The 17,050-nt window shown below is 66.0% G+C and carries 17 protein-coding genes; 6 read left to right on the top strand and 11 right to left on the bottom strand.

Annotation, left to right across the window (positions count from 1 at the left end):
* The first annotated feature begins 144 nt into the window (after nucleotides 1-144).
* Nucleotides 145-1,605 (top strand): DHH family phosphoesterase, encoded by a 1,461-nt coding sequence (locus AC0QDI_RS05115; RefSeq protein WP_474665893.1) that lies wholly within the window; start codon nucleotides 145-147, stop codon nucleotides 1,603-1,605.
* A gap of 17 nt (nucleotides 1,606-1,622) precedes the next feature.
* Here AC0QDI_RS05115 and AC0QDI_RS05110 read toward each other — a convergent pair whose 3' ends face one another.
* The 3 genes from AC0QDI_RS05110 to AC0QDI_RS05100 form a co-directional block, all read right to left on the bottom strand.
* Entirely contained in the window at nucleotides 1,623-1,916 is a 294-nt protein-coding gene (locus AC0QDI_RS05110; RefSeq protein WP_474665891.1) for a PRC-barrel domain-containing protein, read from the bottom strand.
* Between the two features lie 236 nt (nucleotides 1,917-2,152).
* Complete coding sequence (locus AC0QDI_RS05105) at nucleotides 2,153-3,295, bottom strand: phosphotransacetylase family protein (RefSeq protein ID WP_474665889.1); 1,143 nt, start codon at nucleotides 3,293-3,295, stop codon at nucleotides 2,153-2,155.
* Entirely contained in the window at nucleotides 3,292-5,418 is a 2,127-nt protein-coding gene (locus tag AC0QDI_RS05100) for an acetate--CoA ligase family protein (RefSeq protein ID WP_474665887.1), read from the bottom strand. The genes AC0QDI_RS05105 and AC0QDI_RS05100 overlap by 4 nt, the downstream gene beginning before the upstream one ends.
* Before the next feature lie 261 nt (nucleotides 5,419-5,679).
* Between AC0QDI_RS05100 and AC0QDI_RS05095 the strand changes: the two genes are divergently transcribed.
* Entirely contained in the window at nucleotides 5,680-6,081 is a 402-nt protein-coding gene (locus tag AC0QDI_RS05095) for a hypothetical protein (protein WP_474665885.1), read from the top strand.
* Nucleotides 6,082-6,095: 14 nt separating this feature from the next.
* On the opposite strand, the gene AC0QDI_RS05090 is transcribed toward AC0QDI_RS05095, so the two are convergent.
* From AC0QDI_RS05090 to AC0QDI_RS05065, 6 genes are all read right to left on the bottom strand, one after another.
* On the bottom strand, nucleotides 6,096-7,121 hold the full coding sequence (locus AC0QDI_RS05090; protein WP_474665883.1) for a metal ABC transporter permease: 1,026 nt from the start codon (nucleotides 7,119-7,121) through the stop codon (nucleotides 6,096-6,098).
* The gene (locus AC0QDI_RS05085; protein ID WP_474665881.1) at nucleotides 7,121-7,858 is read right to left on the bottom strand and encodes a metal ABC transporter ATP-binding protein; all 738 of its coding nucleotides are present in this window, start codon (nucleotides 7,856-7,858) and stop codon (nucleotides 7,121-7,123) included. The genes AC0QDI_RS05090 and AC0QDI_RS05085 overlap by 1 nt, the downstream gene beginning before the upstream one ends.
* Entirely contained in the window at nucleotides 7,855-8,913 is a 1,059-nt protein-coding gene (locus tag AC0QDI_RS05080; RefSeq protein ID WP_474665879.1) for a metal ABC transporter substrate-binding protein, read from the bottom strand. Before AC0QDI_RS05080 ends, AC0QDI_RS05085 begins: the two co-directional genes overlap by 4 nt.
* A gap of 185 nt (nucleotides 8,914-9,098) precedes the next feature.
* The gene (locus AC0QDI_RS05075; RefSeq protein WP_474665877.1) at nucleotides 9,099-9,521 is read right to left on the bottom strand and encodes a DUF7988 family protein; all 423 of its coding nucleotides are present in this window, start codon (nucleotides 9,519-9,521) and stop codon (nucleotides 9,099-9,101) included.
* Nucleotides 9,522-9,786: 265 nt separating this feature from the next.
* The gene (locus AC0QDI_RS05070) at nucleotides 9,787-10,959 is read right to left on the bottom strand and encodes a YhjD/YihY/BrkB family envelope integrity protein (RefSeq protein WP_474665875.1); all 1,173 of its coding nucleotides are present in this window, start codon (nucleotides 10,957-10,959) and stop codon (nucleotides 9,787-9,789) included.
* 84 nt (nucleotides 10,960-11,043) lie between these two features.
* Complete coding sequence (locus tag AC0QDI_RS05065) at nucleotides 11,044-12,009, bottom strand: carbohydrate kinase family protein (RefSeq protein WP_474665873.1); 966 nt, start codon at nucleotides 12,007-12,009, stop codon at nucleotides 11,044-11,046.
* An 83-nt stretch (nucleotides 12,010-12,092) separates the two neighbouring features.
* Between AC0QDI_RS05065 and AC0QDI_RS05060 the strand changes: the two genes are divergently transcribed.
* The gene (locus AC0QDI_RS05060) at nucleotides 12,093-13,214 is read left to right on the top strand and encodes a hypothetical protein (RefSeq protein ID WP_474665871.1); all 1,122 of its coding nucleotides are present in this window, start codon (nucleotides 12,093-12,095) and stop codon (nucleotides 13,212-13,214) included.
* A 75-nt stretch (nucleotides 13,215-13,289) separates the two neighbouring features.
* Here AC0QDI_RS05060 and AC0QDI_RS05055 read toward each other — a convergent pair whose 3' ends face one another.
* Nucleotides 13,290-14,759, bottom strand: coding sequence for an aldehyde dehydrogenase family protein (locus AC0QDI_RS05055; RefSeq protein WP_474665869.1), 1,470 nt, complete (start codon nucleotides 14,757-14,759; stop codon nucleotides 13,290-13,292).
* 203 nt (nucleotides 14,760-14,962) lie between these two features.
* Here AC0QDI_RS05055 and dpsA point away from each other — a divergent pair, with 203 nt between their 5' ends.
* Nucleotides 14,963-15,508: a DNA starvation/stationary phase protection protein DpsA gene (dpsA, locus tag AC0QDI_RS05050; protein ID WP_474665867.1), complete on the top strand. Its 546-nt coding sequence runs from the start codon at nucleotides 14,963-14,965 to the stop codon at nucleotides 15,506-15,508.
* A 209-nt stretch (nucleotides 15,509-15,717) separates the two neighbouring features.
* On the opposite strand, the gene AC0QDI_RS05045 is transcribed toward dpsA, so the two are convergent.
* Nucleotides 15,718-15,885: a hypothetical protein gene (locus AC0QDI_RS05045; RefSeq protein ID WP_176548080.1), complete on the bottom strand. Its 168-nt coding sequence runs from the start codon at nucleotides 15,883-15,885 to the stop codon at nucleotides 15,718-15,720.
* 172 nt (nucleotides 15,886-16,057) lie between these two features.
* Here AC0QDI_RS05045 and AC0QDI_RS05040 point away from each other — a divergent pair, with 172 nt between their 5' ends.
* Both AC0QDI_RS05040 and AC0QDI_RS05035 read left to right on the top strand, forming a co-directional pair.
* Nucleotides 16,058-16,381, top strand: a complete 324-nt coding sequence (locus AC0QDI_RS05040) for a hypothetical protein (protein WP_474665865.1) — start codon at nucleotides 16,058-16,060, stop codon at nucleotides 16,379-16,381.
* Between the two features lie 41 nt (nucleotides 16,382-16,422).
* Nucleotides 16,423-16,926, top strand: a complete 504-nt coding sequence (locus AC0QDI_RS05035; RefSeq protein WP_474665863.1) for a macro domain-containing protein — start codon at nucleotides 16,423-16,425, stop codon at nucleotides 16,924-16,926.
* Nucleotides 16,927-17,050: the final 124 nt, after the last annotated feature.

Raw genomic sequence — 17,050 nt, 5'->3', positions numbered from 1 at the left:
CGTTCAAATACGTTTCCCTTGGCGGGCAGCGTGGCAGTGATCCACGGGCGTGACGGTCATCGTCCTCGAGTCGTCCGGGCTGAACCATCACTTTGTGCCACTCTTCGGGAGCGTTAAGTGCGGCCGGTCCGACCACTCGGGCATATGAGTACGGGGGTTACGATTTCGTCGATCTCTGACTACGCTATTTTGGGGTGTGGGAGCGTGGGCTACGCCGTCACGGAGGAACTCGTCGAACAGGGGAAAGACGTCTTCATCGTCGATCAGGACGAGAGTCGCGTCGAATCGCTCCGCGACCAGGACCTAGACGCCCGGACGGCCGATATCCGGGAATCCGGCGTCGCCGATCTCGTGGCCGACCGCGACGTCATCCTCATCCTCGCCTCGGACGTCGAGTCCAACAAGCGCGCCGTCGAACACATTCGCGAGAGCGACGGCGACCAGTTCATCGTCGCCCGCGCAAGCGATCCCGTCTCCGGCGACGAACTCTCCGAACTCGGAGCCGACATCGTCATCAACCCCTCCACGGTCATCGCCGAATCCGCCCTGCGCGCCCTCGAGTCGGGCGAACTCGAGTACAACGCGGGGAAGCTCGCCGAGATCGTCGAACAGACGTCGACGCGGCTGGCGATCGTCACCCAGGACAGCCCGGATCCGGATTCGATCGCCAGCGCGGCGGCCCTGCAGGCGATCTCCGAGCATCTCGGCATCGAATCCGACATCATCTATCTCGGGGACGTCGGCCACCAGGAGAATCGAGCGTTCGTCAATCTGCTCGGGATCGATCTCGTCCAATGGGACGAGATCGAGGACCACTCGATCTACGACACCGTGGCCTTAGTCGATCACGCGACCTCGGGCGAGATGGATCTCCCGATCGACATCGTCATCGACCACCACGAATCCGAGATCGAGGACGGGGTCGAACCCGAGTTCGTCGACATCCGACCGAACATGTCCTCGACGTCGACGATCATGACGAAGTACATTCAGGAGTTCGACATGAACGTCTCCGAGGAGGTCGCCACGGCCTTACTCTACGGTATCCGCGCGGAGACGCTGGATTTCAAACGCGACACGACCCCCGCCGATCTGACCGCCGCCGCCTACCTCTATCCGTTCGCGAACCACGACACCTTAGAGCAGGTCGAGTCGCCGTCGATGTCCCCCGAGACGCTGGACGTGCTCGCGGAGGCCATCACCAATCGCGACGTCCAGGGGAGTCACCTCGTCTCCAACGCGGGCTTCGTCCGCGACCGCGAGGCGCTCACGCAAGCCGCCAGCCACCTGCTCAATCTCGAGGGCGTCACGACGACCGCCGTCTTCGGGATCGCCGATGAGACGATCTTCCTCGCCGGTCGCTCGAAGGACATCCGCATCAACATCGGCAAGGTGCTCGCCGACGCCTACGGGGAGATCGGCGAGACGGCCGGCCACTCCACGCAGGCCAGCGCGGAGATCCCGCTGGGGATCTTCACCGGGATCGAGATTTCGGAGGACACGCGGGAGACGCTGCTCGAGTTGACCGAAGAAGCGGTCAAGCGAACGCTGTTCGATGCGATGGGCGTCGAAGGAGGCAGCGGCGAGGGCTCGAACGGGAGCTGAGAGGATCCGGACTCGAGTTACGCCAGCAGTTCGTCTTCTTCCTCGTCGGGTTCGCGAACGCGTTCGACCACGTCGTTGATGAGAATGACGTCGCCGACGGAGCGGACCCAGCGGTAGGGGACGATGATTCCCTGTCCGCTTCGGGCTTCGTCCGCGAACAGTTCGCTGTTCAGGTTCGCGAGCGCGAGACCGGAGACGGCTTCGCCCTCGATGGTCAATCGGAGATCCTCGACTTCGCCGACGAAGACGCCGTTGTTCGAGTAAACCTCGCGGCCGACGAGTGACGTGATTTCTTGCGGAGTGTCGTCCATGTTTGGGCTCATGCGCGGTGGACTCTTAACTTTTAGTCAGACGGGATAGTCCTCGTGGTCAGATCCGACAGTCGTCGGTCCGCGAAGCACCGCGATCGGCGCCGTTAATGATTCTGGCAGGTGTTCATCCGTGATGCCGACAGGTGTTCATCGGCAGGTCGAACTGACGGTTCCGGTGGCTCGGACGGCGAGGTATATCGTGACGAGCGCGATCCCGAACCCGCCGACGCTCGAGCCTACCCCAGAATCGAGTCGACGGCCGCGTGATCGGACAGCAGCCGTCGCATCCGGTCGACGGTCGCCTCGTCTCGCGTCCTCCCGCTTCGAACCACTTCCTCCGCGCGTTCGACCGTCGTGAGGGTGTCCGTCTGCACCGTGAGAATCGGGACGCCCTTCTCGCTGGCCTGCCCGAGGATCGCTCTCGAGGGCCGGTGGCCGCCGGTGAGGATGAGACAGCGGACGCCGGGAGCCTCGAGGGCGGCGGTGTGGATCTCGGCGCGGTCGCCGCCGGTGATGACGGCGGCGTCTCTCGTCCGGCGGAAGTGTCGCAGGGCGCTGTCGGGCCCCATCGCGCCGACGGTAAAGCGCTCGACGTAGCCGTCCTGCCCGTCACCGACGAGCACCGACGCGCCGAGTTCGTCCGCGAGTTCGGCGATCGTCACGCCCGACAGCTCCCGCTCGCTCGGGAGCACCCCGTGGACCGGAATTCCCCGCCCCTCGAGAAACGGGACCACGTCCGTCTCGAGCCCGTCGTAGGCCGCGTCTGGAACGTCGTTGAAGACGACGCCGGCGAGTCGATCGCCGAACGTTCCGGCGGCGGCGATGACGTCGTCGACGTCCGCGGGACGCTCGTAGGGTGCGACCAGCAGCACGCGCGCGTCGAGGAGGTCTGCGACGTCCGGGTCCGCGAGGTCGACGATTCCGCCGACGTCGTACCGGCCGCCGCCCTCGACGAACATTCGGTCGCGATCGGCCGCGAGCGTCTCGAACGCCTCCCGGAGGCGGTCGCGCAGTTCGTCCGGATCCTCGCGCCCGCGGATCGCCTGTTCGATAAACGTCGGCGAGTAGACGATCGGCTCGAGGTCGTGCATCTCGGCCTCGAGGCCGAGCAACTCGCGGGCGAGCAGCGGGTCCTCGTCGAGGGTCTTGCCGACGTTGCTCTGCAGCCGGGTGCCCTTCGGTTTCATGTAGCCGACGCTGTCGCCTTCGTCCCGCGCGAGTCGGGCGAGCGCCAGCGTGATGGCCGTCTTACCGGTGCTCTCCTCGAGCGAGCTGACGAGCAGCGTCTCGGAAGTGGTGTGCGGGGACGTGCTGTCGGTGCCGCTATCGGTGTCGGTATCGATGTCCGTGGGGTCGGGTTCTGGATCGGTGTCGGTCATGGTTTCTCCGTGTCGGATACGTCCGCGTCGAGTTCGTCCGGATCGACGGTGAGCCGCAGATCGATCGCCCGTACGCCCTCCGGGCCGGCCACGAGCGGGTTGATGTCGAGTTCGAGGATCGACGGGAAGTCCGTCACCAGCTGGGAGAGCCGCTGGATCGTCTCGACGACGCCATCGACGTCCGCGGGGTCGCGGCCGCGCGCACCGCGCAACAGCGGTGCCGCCCGAATCTCGTCGACCATCTCGCGGGCCTCGCCCTCGCCGATCGGCGCGACTCGAACCGAGGTATCCTCGAGGATCTCGACGAAGATGCCGCCGAGCCCGAACAGTAGCAGCGGGCCGAACTGCGGGTCGCGGTTCATCCCGACGATGGTCTCGGTCGCGGATTCGAGGTCGAGTAGCTCCTGGATCTGCACGCCGACGATCGTCGCGTCCGGCTGGTAGTTGCGCGCTCGAGCGACCACGTCCTCGTAGGCGTCGTAAACGTCCTCGTCCGTCACGCCGACTTTGACGCCGCCGATATCGGACTTGTGCGAGATGTCGGGACTGACGATCTTCAGGACGACGTCGCCCGCGATCGATTCGGCGACCTCGCGGGCGCGGTCGGGATCGTCGACGATCTCCCCCTGCGGGGTCGGGATGCCGTAGGCCTCGAGCAGGTCCATCGACTCCACGCCGAGGCGGTTGTCGTCCCGACGCCGGACGCGCGCCAGGATCTCGTGAGCGCGGTCGCGATCGACGTCGAACGCTGCGGGCTCGTCGACCGTCCGCTCGCGAATATCGCGGAAGCGAGCGAGCGCGTCGAGTCCCGAGACCGCTCGAGCGGGATCGAAGTAGTTCGGAATCCCGGACGCTCGGAGCGTTTCCTCGGCGTCGCGAGCCCGTTTCCCGCCCATGAGACACGTGACGACGGGCGTCTCGTGGGCCTCGAGCGTCTCGATCACCCGCTCGGCGAGGTCGTCGTACGACAGGACCGCGGTCGGCGCGGCGACGACGACGGCGCTGCCGACGTTCGGATCGTCGAGGGCGATATCGAGGGCCTCGCCGAATCTGTCGACGTCGGCGTCACCGATGGCGTCGATCGGGTTGTAGACGTTGGCCTCGTCGGGCATCGCCTCCGCGAGCGCGTCGATCGTCTCGTCGGTGAACGAGGCCATCTCGAGCGACGAGTCGCCGACGGCGTCGGTCGTCAGGACGCCGGGGCCGCCGGCGTTGGTCACGACGGCGACGCCGTCGGTTTCGGGTTCGGGCAGCCCCGAAAGCGCCCGGGCGTAGTCGAACAGTTCCTGAACCGAGCGGGCGCGGATGACCCCGGCCTGCTCGAGGCCGGCCTCGTACGCCCGTTCGCTGCCGGCGATCGCGCCGGTGTGCGAGGAGGCGGCCTGCGCGCCCGCGTCCGTCCGGCCGGACTTGACGAGCACGATCGGGGTGTCCGCAGTGACTTCGCGGGCGGCGTCGATGAAGCCCCGGCCGTCGCCGATATCCTCGAGGTAGCCGATGATGACGTCGGTATCGGGGTCGTCGCCCCACTCGCGGACGAAATCCGTCTCGTCGAGGACGGTCTTGTTGCCAAGCGAGACCACGTCTCGAAACCCGATTCCCTGTTCGTTGGCCCAGTCGAGGACGGCGGTGATGAACGCGCCCGACTGGCTCATAAAGGAGATCGAGCCCTCGAGCGCGCTCTCGGGGCCGAACGTGGCGTTCATGCCGTTCGACGTGGCCATGATCCCCAGGCTGTTCGGGCCGACCACGTTGAGATCGTGTTCCTCGGCGACGGCGCGGAGTCGCCGTTCGCGCTCGGCACCCTCGCCGCCGGTCTCCGCGAAGCCCGCGGTGATGACGACGACGTTCTCGGTGCCCGCCGCGGCGAGGTCACGGATCGCTTCGATCACGATCTCGGGCGGGACCACAACTACCGCCAGGTCGATCGGCGGCGCGCTCGACGCGTCCGAATAACACTCGAGTCCGAGCACCTCGTCGCGCGACGGGTTGACCGGCACGACCTCGCCCGCGAACTCGTCGCGCAGGTTCTCGAGGATCGCCCGGCCGACCGCGCCCTCGCGGTCGGTCGCGCCGACCACGGCGACGGTCTCGGGATCGAAGAGTGCGGATAACCGTCCCATCGCTCGCAGGTTAGCGAAGTAGCGTGTTAAGCGTGTGGCGTGTTCCAGCCGAACGGAAGTCGGCCGGTTTCGAACGACGGCCGTCGATTATCGTTTCGAGACGCCGAGTATCGCCTCACGATCCCGAGCAAGGCGCTCTCGATTCGCACCCGTCCGCTGTGACGGGCAACGTTTATCACACGTCTGTCAGTAGTAGTGTGCATCTCATCGACAGCTCTCCGACGTTCCAGAACCGTCGCTGCCGGCACCGCAATACTGGGTGTGGTCAGCCTCCTGACCGCGGCGTTGCTGTTCGCAGCGATTCCCGAAAACCCGCCCGGTGACGGGTTCGCAGCCGGTCTCACCGGCATCTTCGTACTGCTGTCCGTGATCGCCGGTCTCCTCGCACTCGTGGAAGCGGGATCGCTGTATTTCGTCACGCATCTGCGGGAGCCGTCCGAACGGTCGCGACGGTCGCTCACGACAGGAGCCGTCGCCGGGAGCCTCTCGGTTCTCCTGCTGGTCGTCCCCGTGCTGGTCGCACGGGCGTTCGACGTACTGGTCCCCGGTCCCGCGTGGGGGCCCGGAATCGGGCTCGTCCTCGTCCCGATCGGAATCACCTGCTCCGCGCTCGGCGTCGTCTTTCACCTCCTCGACGGATCGCGGACTCGAGCCCGAACGTAACGATTGGCGGCCCGTCAGTGGGTCGAAATCGCGGCCGTCGACCGGCTCGAGGCCAGAACTGCGAGCAGGTAACAGGCGATCGCGACGACGACGATCGAGCCGCCGGTCGGCAGACCCTGCGAAATCGAGAAAACGAAGCCGCCGATGACCGAGACCTGTCCGAAGAGAATCGAGAGGTACAGCGTCTCGCGGAAGCTGTGGGCGACCTGCGTGGCCGCGGCGACGGGAACGACGAGCATCGCGGCGACGAGGATCACGCCGAGGATCTGCATCGCGCCGACGACGACGACCGCCGTCATCACGATCAGCAGTGTGTTGTACCACGTGACGTTGAGCCGCGCGACGCGGGCTGCCTGCTCGTCGAAGGTGATGAAGAGTAGTTGTTTGTAGGTCGCGACGGTGACGGCGACGACGACGACGCTGATGACGGCCATCAGCCGGGCACCTGACGGGGTGACGACGGAGATGCTTCCGAAGATGTAGTCCTCGATATTGATGCCGGTCATTCCGTCGCCGTAGCTGATGATGAGCGTCCCGATGGCAAAGCTGCCGGTCAGCATGATCGCGATCGGCACGTCGCCGTAGGTGTCGGTCCGCTCGGCGAGCCACTGGACGCCGAGCGCACCGAGGATGCCGACGACCAGGGCGACGAGCATCAGCGAGCCGTTCCAGCCGGTCACCGAACTCACGAGGAGCCCGACCGCGACCCCGGCGAAGGCCGTGTGGGCGAGCGTCTCGCCGATCAGGGCCATCTCGCGGTGAACGAGGTAGGTGCCGACCAGCGGCGCGACGACGCCGATCAGGATCCCCGTCGCGATCGATCGCCACATGAACGGATGGGAGAAGACGCTCGTCCCGAGGTAGTAGTCCGCGATTCGGCCCGCGATCCGGGCCTGTTCGTACGCGCCGCCGGCGACGGGATACGCCCGCAGCGCGTCGATCGCGAGCAGGGCGATCATCGCGACAGAGAGGACGGCGGTCAGCCCGATTCCGATCCGCTCGAGCCGTCGACGAAGGGGGAGAGATCCGGTCCGGCTCATCAGTGGTGGTGGTGGACGACCTGGCCCGTCGCGCCGTAGGCCTCGGTCAGCGCGTCGCTTTCGACGAACGATTCGGTGTCCCCGTGGTGGTAGAGTTCCGTGTTGATGCAGGCGATCCGGGTCGCCCGGTCCGTGACGACGCCGATGTCGTGTTCGATCAGGATGATCGTGATCCCCGACTCGTTGAGCGACTCGAGCAACTGGTAGAACGCGTCGCGGGACTCGGCGTCGACGCCGACGGTCGGTTCGTCGAGCGCCAGCAGATCCGCCTCGGAGGCCAGCGCGCGTGCGATGTAGGCCCGCTGGCGCTGGCCGCCCGAGAGCTGGTTGATCTGTCGATCGGCCAGTTCGATGATACCGACCGTCTCGAGGGCGTCGTCGACGGTCGCGCGGTCGTCGTCGGTCAGCCGTCCGTGGCCCGCGTGGGCGAACCGCCCCATCGTAACGGCCTCGCGGACGGTGATCGGCATCGACTCGCCGCCGCTGGTCGCCTGCTGGGAGACGTAGCCGATCCGTTCGCCGTCGTCGAACTCGGCGACGGGCTCGCCGAAGAGATCGACCGAGCCGCTGTCAGCGCGGTGGAGGCCGAGCATGAGGTGCAAGAGGGTCGTTTTGCCCGAGCCGTTCGGCCCGACCAGCCCCAGAAAGTCTCCCTGCTCGACCGTCAGCGAGACGTCCCGAACCGCCGGCTGCTCGCCGTAGGCGAACGTCACGTTCTGTAGATCGATGACGGTCACTGTGCGTCTAGTACTTCTCTGAGCGCCGGGAGGTTTATTTCTTCCATTTGCTCTCGGTAGCCCCAGCCCTCGTCCCGCCACGTCGCGAGCGTCCCCGAGAGGTGCGTGATCGGCATGGTGTCGGTGGCGTTGCTGCCCTCGAGGATATTCTCGACCAGCTGGTAGGCCCCGTCGGGCGCGATGAAGGGATTGTAGAGGATCGTCTCGATCCCTTCCGCGTCGACGAGGTCGATCGTCTCGGCGATCTGCTCGCTGGTGATCTGCTCCTGCGGGGAGACGCCGGCCGGCGTGTGCAGTTCGAATCCGTATCGCTCCTGCAGGTAGCTAAACGAGTCGTGGCCGGCGAAGACGGCGACCTCCCGGTCTGCCGCATCGATCAGGTCTTGGAACTGCTGGTCGAGGGACTCGAGGTCCGACACGTACGCGTCGGCGTTGTCCTCGTAGGTCTCCGCGTTGTCCGGGTCGGCGTCGGCGAGTCCCGAGGCGATAGTACCGACGATGTCCTGTGCGAGGACGGGATCGAGCCAGACGTGGGGGTCAACCGACGAGTGGTCGTGATTGTGACCGTCGTGGCCGCTCTCGTTTCCGTCCTCGTCATCGTGGTCGTGGCCATCGTGGCTGTCTTCCTCGTCGTGGTCATCGTGGCTCCCAGTATCGACCTCGTGATCCCAGCCGAGCAACTGGTCGTCTACCCCTTCAAGCCCGTCGATTACGGTCACGGTGTCGTAGTCGGCCTCGAGCGTCGTCGCGATATCCTGCGCCCACGAGAACTCGGGGGTGTCGAGGTAGACGAAGGCGCCGGCGTCGGCGATCTCCCGAGTGAGATCGCCGCTCGGCGACCAACCGTGGCCGGCCTGTCCGGCCCCGACCGGGTCCTCGAACGCGATCGCGTCGCCGCTTACCTGTTGGGCCCAGTCCCACAGGGTGAAGAAGGCCCCGTAGCCTGCGTCGAGTTCTTGGTTCGCCGGATCGATATCGTCGAGACAGCCGGCGACGGTACCGGCGGCGAGCGCGCTGGCTCCCCCTTTGAGCAGCGTGCGTCGTGTCGGGTTCATACTCGAGACTGGTCCCACCGGAGTATAAGGGTTATTATCTTTAAGCGCATTTTTATTAATTCCGCACCTCGGTGGTCGAGTCTGTTAACAACAATTGGCGATATAGCGAACTGAGTTAGTACTCCAATCGATTCGAGCGGTGTCGATCCGGTATCGTCGACTGGACGGGACGATCTGCGACCCGTTCACTCGAGCGAAACCTCGAGTTGCGTCCCGTCCAGTCGACGATAGGCCGGCGGGCGGTCCGGATCGGAATCGCGAACCACCTCGAACGCGTCGAATCGGATCACGAGCCGCCCGGGATCGATCGTCGCCCGGAGGACGGGGCCGCGGCTCGTCACGACGACGTAGGGCGGTCCCGCCACCGGACTCGCCTGCAGGTCGTAGCCGGCGGCCTCGACCGCGTCGGCGAGGACGCTCGGCAGGGCTCCGAGTATCTCGGTTTCCTCGAGGAGTCGGCGGAGTCCGTCGGCGACCGCGTGGCTGTCCGTCGTTCTCGAGGTATCCCAGGGATCGGCGACCGCGTCGGCGCAGGCGTCGATCCCGGCGACGATCGACGCGTGATCCGTCTGGATCCGTCGCCGAGCGTCACGAACTGGATGGGACACGGCTTCCGGTGGAACGGGGACTTACAAAGATGTCCCGACTCGGATCGCATCCGTGTCACATGATCGCACTCGCGGGAGCTCGTTTCGCCGGATTCCGTTTGATCGTCCGTTGTGTAGCCGCGGCTACGTACCGTTTCTGCCTCGGGATTCCTCACTTCGTTCGCGGATGCTGGCAGCGCTCAGTCCGTCACCTGGATCACACCTCAGATAGCAGATCGAGACGAGGAACTCGTTTTTCACCGGCCGACCGTTTACCGGTCCAGCGCTACTCGTTTCGACTCTCGACCGTCCCGACGTTCAGCGTTCGAACCCGCGTCAGGACACCGCGCGCCCGCCGTCGCCACGACGACCCCTGGCGGGCCGCGAGCTCGCGTCGAAGCCGCTCGTTCTCGTCCTCGAGCTCCCCGTTATCCGCCTCGAGGCGATCGATCCGCGATTCGAGGCCGTCGACACGGTCCTCGAGTCGGTACCGACGCGCCCGCTGGGCCTCCCGGTCGTTTCGCAACTGATCGCGCTCCCGCCGGAGTTGGGACAGTCGGGCCTCGAGGCGGTCACGTTCGCGCCGGCTCGCGTCGACGAACGGACCCCGATTCGAGTCCGCGGGGATTCCCTCGAGCGACCCGTCTCCGGCCTCCGTTTCGTCGGACTCGATCTCGATGTGTCCCGAGTGAGTTGCGTTGACGACGCCTCCCACGAGCAGTATCAGGCCGCCGAAGTACAGCCACGTCAATAAGAGAAGGATCGCCCCGATCGGGCCGGCCGACTCGGAACTGCTCGAGAGGGCGACGTAGATCTGGAAGAGCGCCTGAAGCGCCGCCCAGCCGACGGCGGCGACGACGACGCCCGGTAGCACCTCCCGAACAGAGACGTCCACGTCGGGGAAGAGGTAGTACATCGGCAGGAAGGCGATCGTCAGCCCGACGATGAGAAACAGCGGATTCAGTAGGCCGATAAAGGGGATGCTGGGAAAGAACGCGAAGACGATCGTCGTCAGGGCCGCGGCGACCAGAGCGACGCCGATCGTCCCGAAGACGACGGCACCGTCCCGTATCTGGTCGACCAGCGAGTTGTCGTCGGTCGACGCGTAGATTTCCGAGAAGGCGGTGTCGAGCCCGCGGAAGATCTTCAGCGACCCCCACAGGAGTGCGACGAGTCCGATGATCGACGTGCCGACGCTGCCGGTATCGCCTTCGATCCCGTCCTCGAGGATGATCTGCCCGCTCTCGGGGAGGAATCCTTCGGTCGTCGAAGAGACCTGCTGGGCGAGCGCCTCGTCGCCGACGAACGAGACGAAAAAGAAGACGAGTACGAGGAGAGGAATCAGCGAGATAAACGCCTGATAGGCGATGCCTGCGGCCATGAACGTCACGTTCTTCTCCTGAATTCCCGCGACGACCGACTTCCCGAAGGGAACCGCGCCGCGGACGTTGATACCCATACCGCTTTCTCCATCATAAACCCGGATAGGGCCCCGGCTTGCAACCACGCGGTTCGCTTCGTCGGTGCTCTTCCCGTCGATCCATCAATCCGGCCCATCCTCGAGCAACGGGCGCACCGTTTCGCGCGTCGGCAACGCCGCCATCGCTCCCCTGGCGGTGGTCGCCGTCGCCGCGACCGCGTTTGCGAACGTCACCGCGTCCGCGAGCGCTCGCCCGTTCCGCAGGGCGGTGATCGCTCCGGCGACGAACGCGTCACCGGCCCCCGTCGTATCGACGGTCTCGACGTCGAACCCCGGGTGGTCAACTGCGTTCGCGGTCCACGGCGCGCCGTCGTCCGCGAGGGCGATCGCACCCTCGTCACCCTCGGTCACGAAGACGGTGTGAACCGGTCCGCCTTCGATCGCCGTCCGCGCGTGCTCGATCGGTGACCCACCGTCGAAACCGAGCGCCTCGAGCTCCGCCGCCGTCGCGAGACAGACGTCGACGTGAGCGAGCGCGTCACCCACCACGCTCGCGAACGTCTCGACATTCGGCCACAGCGCCGGCCGCAGGTTCGGATCGAACGAGACCGTACAACCCGCGGCCGCGGCTCGCTCGAGCAAGTCGAGCGTCGCCGCGCGCGATGAGCCGCTGGAGAGGGCGACGCCGCCGGCGTGGACCCACTCGCAGCCGGCCAGCGTCTCGTCGTCGACCCGGCCGGGCTCGAGCCGCGTGTCGGCGGTTCCGTCCCGGTAGAACGTGAACGCGCGCTCGCCGGTCTCGTCGTGGGTGACGAACGCGAGCGTCGTCTTCGCGCCCGGATCGCGCTCGACGAACCGGTCGGGGAGACCGTCGTTCTCGAGGACGCGCTCGAGGTACCGGCCGAACGGATCCGCCCCGACGCGAGTCCAGAACAGCGGCGGGTCCCCGAGTCGTTCGAGCGCGACGGCGACGTTCGCCGGGGCCCCGCCGGGTCGACGTTCGAAGCCGGCGACGTCCTCGAGCGGGCCGGGCCGGTCGGGCACCCAGTCGATGAGCGTTTCGCCGGCGACGAGGACGTCGGAAGACATGCTCGAGCGTCCACCGCCGACGGCGGTAGTTCTGTCGACAGAGAAGCTATATACGAGATCGATTACAAACGAGACATACTCGTATGAAACACAGTTCACGACGCAGACTTCTCGTGGCCGGGGCGAGCCTTACCGCACTGAGTGCGGGCTGTCTCGACCAGCTTTCAGATGACGAGGCCCCCGACTCGGAGGAACCGGACGAAAGCGACGGGAGCGACCCGTCTCCCCTCGAGCGCTGGGCCCCCGCATCGGGGAGTTCGGAGCTCCTATTTCACTACCGGGACCTCACCGCGGTTCGGCAGTACGAGAACGCCCTGCGAGCGGACGTGGTCGAATCCGTCCCGACGCTGCCGGACGGAGAGAGTCGCGAGTTCGTCGAGCAGGTCACGGACGGCGAGGCGGCAGTGGACTCCGTGTGCAGGTTCGGCTCCGAGGGCGTTGCCGGGAACGTCGTCGTTTCCGGCTCGTTCGATCCCGGTGGGGTCGACGCGAACCTCGAGTCGGCGGCCGGCGATTTCGGGGCCTTCGAGCGCGACGGCGTCTCGGTCGCCGTCTCCGAGGAGACGGTCGTCGTCAGTCCGTCCGACGGTGCGGATCTCGACGCGCTCCTCGCAGCGGGCGTCGAGGGGACCGATCGCCGGATCGATTCCCACGAAAATTTCGCGCGGTTGACCGAGCGAGTCGGTGACAGTGCGTTCCTGTGGGGCGAATACGAGGGCGGTAACGACGGTATGGGATCCGCCTTCTCGTGGACCGTCGGTGCCGAGACGACGACGTATTCGAGGACCGCCGTCTATGCCGACGCCGATGGGACGGACGAGTTCGAGGACTCTCTGGCGGACCAGCCCGACGACGTGACGGTCGAGACGGACGGCAACGTCGGGATCGCGACGGAAACGATCCCCACCGAGGAGTACGAGTATCGGGACCTGTTCGCCGAACGCGGTAGCCGACCGACGGAACCGTACGCGGGGGTGAGCCTCGATACCAATCGGAAACCGAACGCGGTCGTCGTGATGTATCACTCGAGCGGCACCGCCGATCGGGTCGAGGTGCGCGACGAGAGCGGGGTCCGCGTCGAGTTGACCGAGGTCGGGCAGGCCGAGACGATCGAGTACGAGTCCGGCGCGTCGGCGACGATCACCGTCGTCGCCGTCTCTGACGGCGAGGAGAGCGTCCTCATGACCGAACCCGTCTCGTTCTGAGAGAGCCTCCGCGAGCGTTTGTGAGATGGGAACAGCGTGCAGCAAGCGAGAGCGAGCCGAGAGCGGTCGGCCGGGCTACAGGATGATGCTCTTCTCGCGCATCATCGCGTGGATCGAGGCGTCGAGGCCTTCGCGGCCGATCCCCGAGTCCTTGTTGCCGCCGAAGGGCACGTCGCCGAGACCGTGGCTCGGCGCGCCGTTGATCCGAACCGCGCCGGCGTCGATGCGCTCTGCCATCCGCATCGCGCGTTTGTAATCGTTCGTGAAGACCGCCGCGTCGAGCGCGAGGTCCGAGCCGTTCGCGATCTCGAGAGCCTCGGCCTCGTCCTCGAAGGTCGTGATCGCGGCGATGGGACCGAACTGCTCCTCGTCGACGATGCGGGCGTCGTGCGGGACGTTCGCGAGCAGCGTCGGTTCGAAGAACTGGTTCGCGAGTTCGTCCGGGACGCCCTCGGGTGCGCGGCGTTCACCGCCACGGATCAGGTCGGCCCCCTTCTCGAGGGCGTCCTCGACGAGCGTCTCCACCCAGTCGGCCTGCTCCTCGCTGATGAGCGGGCCGAAGGCGGTGTCCTCGTCGAAGAGGTCGCCGGCTCGCCAGGCGTCCATCTGGCCGTCGATCAGGTCGACGAGGTCGTCGTGGATCGACTCGTGGGCGAGCACGCGCGAGATGGCCGAACAGCGCTGGCCGGCGTACTTGAAGGATCCCTTGGCGCAGTCGCCCGCGACGTCCGTGAGGTCGGCGTCGTCGAAGACGACCGCCGGGGCGTTGCCGCCCAGTTCCATGTGGAGGTTGACCATGCCGCTCTCGCGGGCGACGTGTTTGCCCGCGCCCGAGGAGCCGGTCATGGCGATCGCGTTGACGCGGTCGTCGCCGGCGAGCACGTCGCCGATCTCGCTGGCCTGGCCGGGGACGAAGTTGAACGCGCCGTCCGGAATCCCGTCGACGTCGGCGATGACGTCGGCGAGGACCGCCGCGGAGATGGGCGTCTTACTCGCGGGCTTGAGCAGGACGCTGTTACCGGCCGCGATGGCGGGCGCGACCTGCAGGGCCGTCGTCGCCAGCGGATAGTTGTAGGGCGTGATACAGAGGACGGCACCGATCGGCTCGTGTTTGACGATCGCTTGCCACCCCTCGTGGCCCGCCGTCGATCCCTCGCGGTACTCGCCCGTGCTGACGACGTTGCGCGCCTCCTCGGCCGCTCGGTCGAAGCGCTCGGCCGCCTGTCCGACCTCGCCGCGAGCCGACGAAATCGGTTTGCCCGCCTCGCGGACGATGACCTCCGCGATCTCTTCCTCGCGCTCGCGGAGTCGGTCGGCGATCGTTTCACACCACTCGGCGCGCTCGACGACCGTGGTCTCCCGCATCTCCGGTTTGATCTCGTGGGCGGCCGCGAGGGCCGCTCGAGCCTCCGTCGGCCCCGCTGCGGCGATCTGCGCGAAGGTTCCGCCCTCGGCCAGGTCCGAAACCGACAGGACGTTCTCGGTCTCGAGCCACTCGCCGTCGACGTAGAGGCGCTCTCGTCGCCGTGCGATTCTGGTTGCCATAGTCGTCCCTTGGAGCGCATCACTGAAAATGTTTACTCAGACTCGAAAAAACAAAGAGTATATTGACGGTGTCGTTCGGTAACACGTTCGGACCTCTCGTGCGAATATACAACCGCTCATCGAAAACTCGAGTTTAGGTATACCAAAGAAATGTTTACTCAGGGGAAGGCTTTATGGGGAATGCGCGTCTACTACGGAGTAGGATGAGCACTCAAAAGACCGTCCGCCAATCGGCAGACAGTGTCGAGGAGAACGAACTTCGCCTCGAACAGGAAAAGGCCGAGCAGATCGTCGACGCGCTCAACACGGAACTGGCCAACTCGTACGTCCTCTACCACCAGCTGAAGAAACACCACTGGGTCGTCGAGGGCGCCGAGTTCCTGCCGCTCCACGAGTTCCTCGAGGAGTCCTACGAACACGTCGAGGAGGGTGCCGACGTGATCGCCGAACGCGCACAGGCGCTGGGCGGCGTCCCCGTTTCGGGTCCGTCGAACCAGGAGGAGCGCGCCACCGTCGAGTTCGAGGGCGAGGACGTCTACGACGTCCGCACGATGTTCGAGAACGACCTCGAGATCTACGGCGACATCATCGAATCGATGCGCGGTAGCATCGAACTCGCCGATAACCTAGGCGATCCCGCGACCGCCGAGATCCTCCGAGAGATCCTCGTCACGCTCGAGGAAGACGGCCACCACTTCGAGCACTACCTCGAGGACGACACGCTGGTCCTCGAGGAAGCGACCCACTGAGACGGTTTGCCGTAACGATGTACCGGCGCGATCGCGATCCGGGCTACGATTGCGCCGGAGTTGACTGACAGCAGACCGTCTGAGGAATCGATCACGAAACCGAGTCGCCGATCGACTACCGGAAACCGATTTTTCGCAAAACGGGAGAGAAGTGGGGCGTTCGCAGCGCGATACCGCCGTTCCGATCGAGACGTCGAGCGGCGGTCCGATTATCGCTCGAGGTCGACGGCCAGATCCGTCGCGATCCAGCCGTCGCAGTTGTCTCGTTCGGTGAAGACGATCTTTCCGGGGCGGGTCTCGTGACTCGTCACGACCGCCGCCGGCTCCTCGACTGTTTCGTCGTGTTCAGGGTCCTCCCTGCGAGCGGGCACGTCCATCACGTGGAGTTAGGTGAGCCTAAATCTAAAAAGGTTTTGGTCGGCCTAAGATATTCCGCGGTAACGAGTTTCGGAACGGGTCCGGTGATTCGTGGACAGTGGTGTAATCATTATTATATTAACCCGCGCGGAAATACCATCTTTTTTCCTGATGCGACGGAATCCCTATCGTATGAGTTCACACGAGAAGCGCTCACAGGGAGCAATGGGCCTGCGCGGACGGGACCTGATCGCTCACCTGTTCGACGTCGACACCGACCGCGTCGAGTCGCTGAGCTGGTCCCTCGGCAGCCGCGTAACCGTCGATGCCGGCGCGCAGTCGCTCTTTCGGCTCGCCCACCGACGTTCCGCCCGAACCGTGACCGCGTTCGAAGTGACCGACTACACGCGCGTTCTCCGCCTTCGGACCCCCGTCGGTCGCGAGAAGTTTTATGGGCTCGCCAACGCCGACATCTCGTCCGGTCCGACCGGGACCGACTGGGTTCGGACGGACTGAGACGGTCTGGTTTCATTGCGCTCCACGTGGAACGCTCGCGTATGGAGTACGACGTCGTTCAGGGCGATATCGCCGGCCAATCCGCCGACGCCCTCGTCAATGCGGCCGGCACGAGCCTCCGGATGGGCTCCGGCGTCGCCGGCGCGCTCCGACGCGGTGCGGGCGACGAGATCAACGAAGCGGCGATGGAGAAGGGGCCCGTCGACCTCGGCGCGGTCGCGGTCACCGACGCCTACGATCTCGACGCCGAGTACGTCATCCACGCCGCCGCGATGCCCCACTACGGTGACGGCGAAGCGACCGCTTCGAGCGTTCGTGATGCCACGCGCAACGCCCTCGAGAAAGCCGACGAACTGGGTTGCCAGTCGCTCGTAATTCCGGCGCTGGGCTGTGGCGTCGCCGGGTTCGATCTCGCCGACGGCGCCGCGACCATCGGAGAGGAGATCGCGGCGTACGAGCCCGATTCGCTCGAGGACGTGCGGTTCATCGCCTATAGCGACGAGGAGTTCGAGACGGTCAGGGAAGCGACTGGCGAAACCGGGTAGCCAAAGGCCGGAGACGGAGTCCCCCGATCCGTGGCTCGGTGGTGGCCGCGATCACCGCCGTGGTATCGTCCCGCCGAACGCGCCCGATCGGAACGTCCTCGGACCGTGCAGTCGCGTTTCCGCG

This window comes from Natrinema sp. LJW11, from assembly GCF_056135975.1.
Note: the sequence above shows the minus strand (reverse complement) of the source record. Positions and strands in the feature narration are given on the sequence as shown.

Bases quoted from the DNA above. Each gene is read 5' to 3' on its own strand.
- AC0QDI_RS05115 (WP_474665893.1), top strand. From the start codon at position 145: ATGAGTACGGGGGTTACGATTTCGTCGATCTCTGACTACGCTATTTTG.
- AC0QDI_RS05110 (WP_474665891.1), bottom strand. From the start codon at position 1,916: ATGGACGACACTCCGCAAGAAATCACGTCACTCGTCGGCCGCGAGGTT.
- AC0QDI_RS05105 (WP_474665889.1), bottom strand. From the start codon at position 3,295: ATGACCGACACCGATCCAGAACCCGACCCCACGGACATCGATACCGAC.
- AC0QDI_RS05100 (WP_474665887.1), bottom strand. From the start codon at position 5,418: ATGGGACGGTTATCCGCACTCTTCGATCCCGAGACCGTCGCCGTGGTC.
- AC0QDI_RS05090 (WP_474665883.1), bottom strand. From the start codon at position 7,121: ATGAGCCGGACCGGATCTCTCCCCCTTCGTCGACGGCTCGAGCGGATC.
- AC0QDI_RS05080 (WP_474665879.1), bottom strand. From the start codon at position 8,913: ATGAACCCGACACGACGCACGCTGCTCAAAGGGGGAGCCAGCGCGCTC.
- AC0QDI_RS05070 (WP_474665875.1), bottom strand. From the start codon at position 10,959: ATGGGTATCAACGTCCGCGGCGCGGTTCCCTTCGGGAAGTCGGTCGTC.
- AC0QDI_RS05065 (WP_474665873.1), bottom strand. From the start codon at position 12,009: ATGTCTTCCGACGTCCTCGTCGCCGGCGAAACGCTCATCGACTGGGTG.
- AC0QDI_RS05060 (WP_474665871.1), top strand. From the start codon at position 12,093: ATGAAACACAGTTCACGACGCAGACTTCTCGTGGCCGGGGCGAGCCTT.
- AC0QDI_RS05055 (WP_474665869.1), bottom strand. From the start codon at position 14,759: ATGGCAACCAGAATCGCACGGCGACGAGAGCGCCTCTACGTCGACGGC.
- dpsA (WP_474665867.1), top strand. From the start codon at position 14,963: ATGAGCACTCAAAAGACCGTCCGCCAATCGGCAGACAGTGTCGAGGAG.
- AC0QDI_RS05045 (WP_176548080.1), bottom strand. From the start codon at position 15,885: ATGGACGTGCCCGCTCGCAGGGAGGACCCTGAACACGACGAAACAGTC.
- AC0QDI_RS05040 (WP_474665865.1), top strand. From the start codon at position 16,058: ATGAGTTCACACGAGAAGCGCTCACAGGGAGCAATGGGCCTGCGCGGA.
- AC0QDI_RS05035 (WP_474665863.1), top strand. From the start codon at position 16,423: ATGGAGTACGACGTCGTTCAGGGCGATATCGCCGGCCAATCCGCCGAC.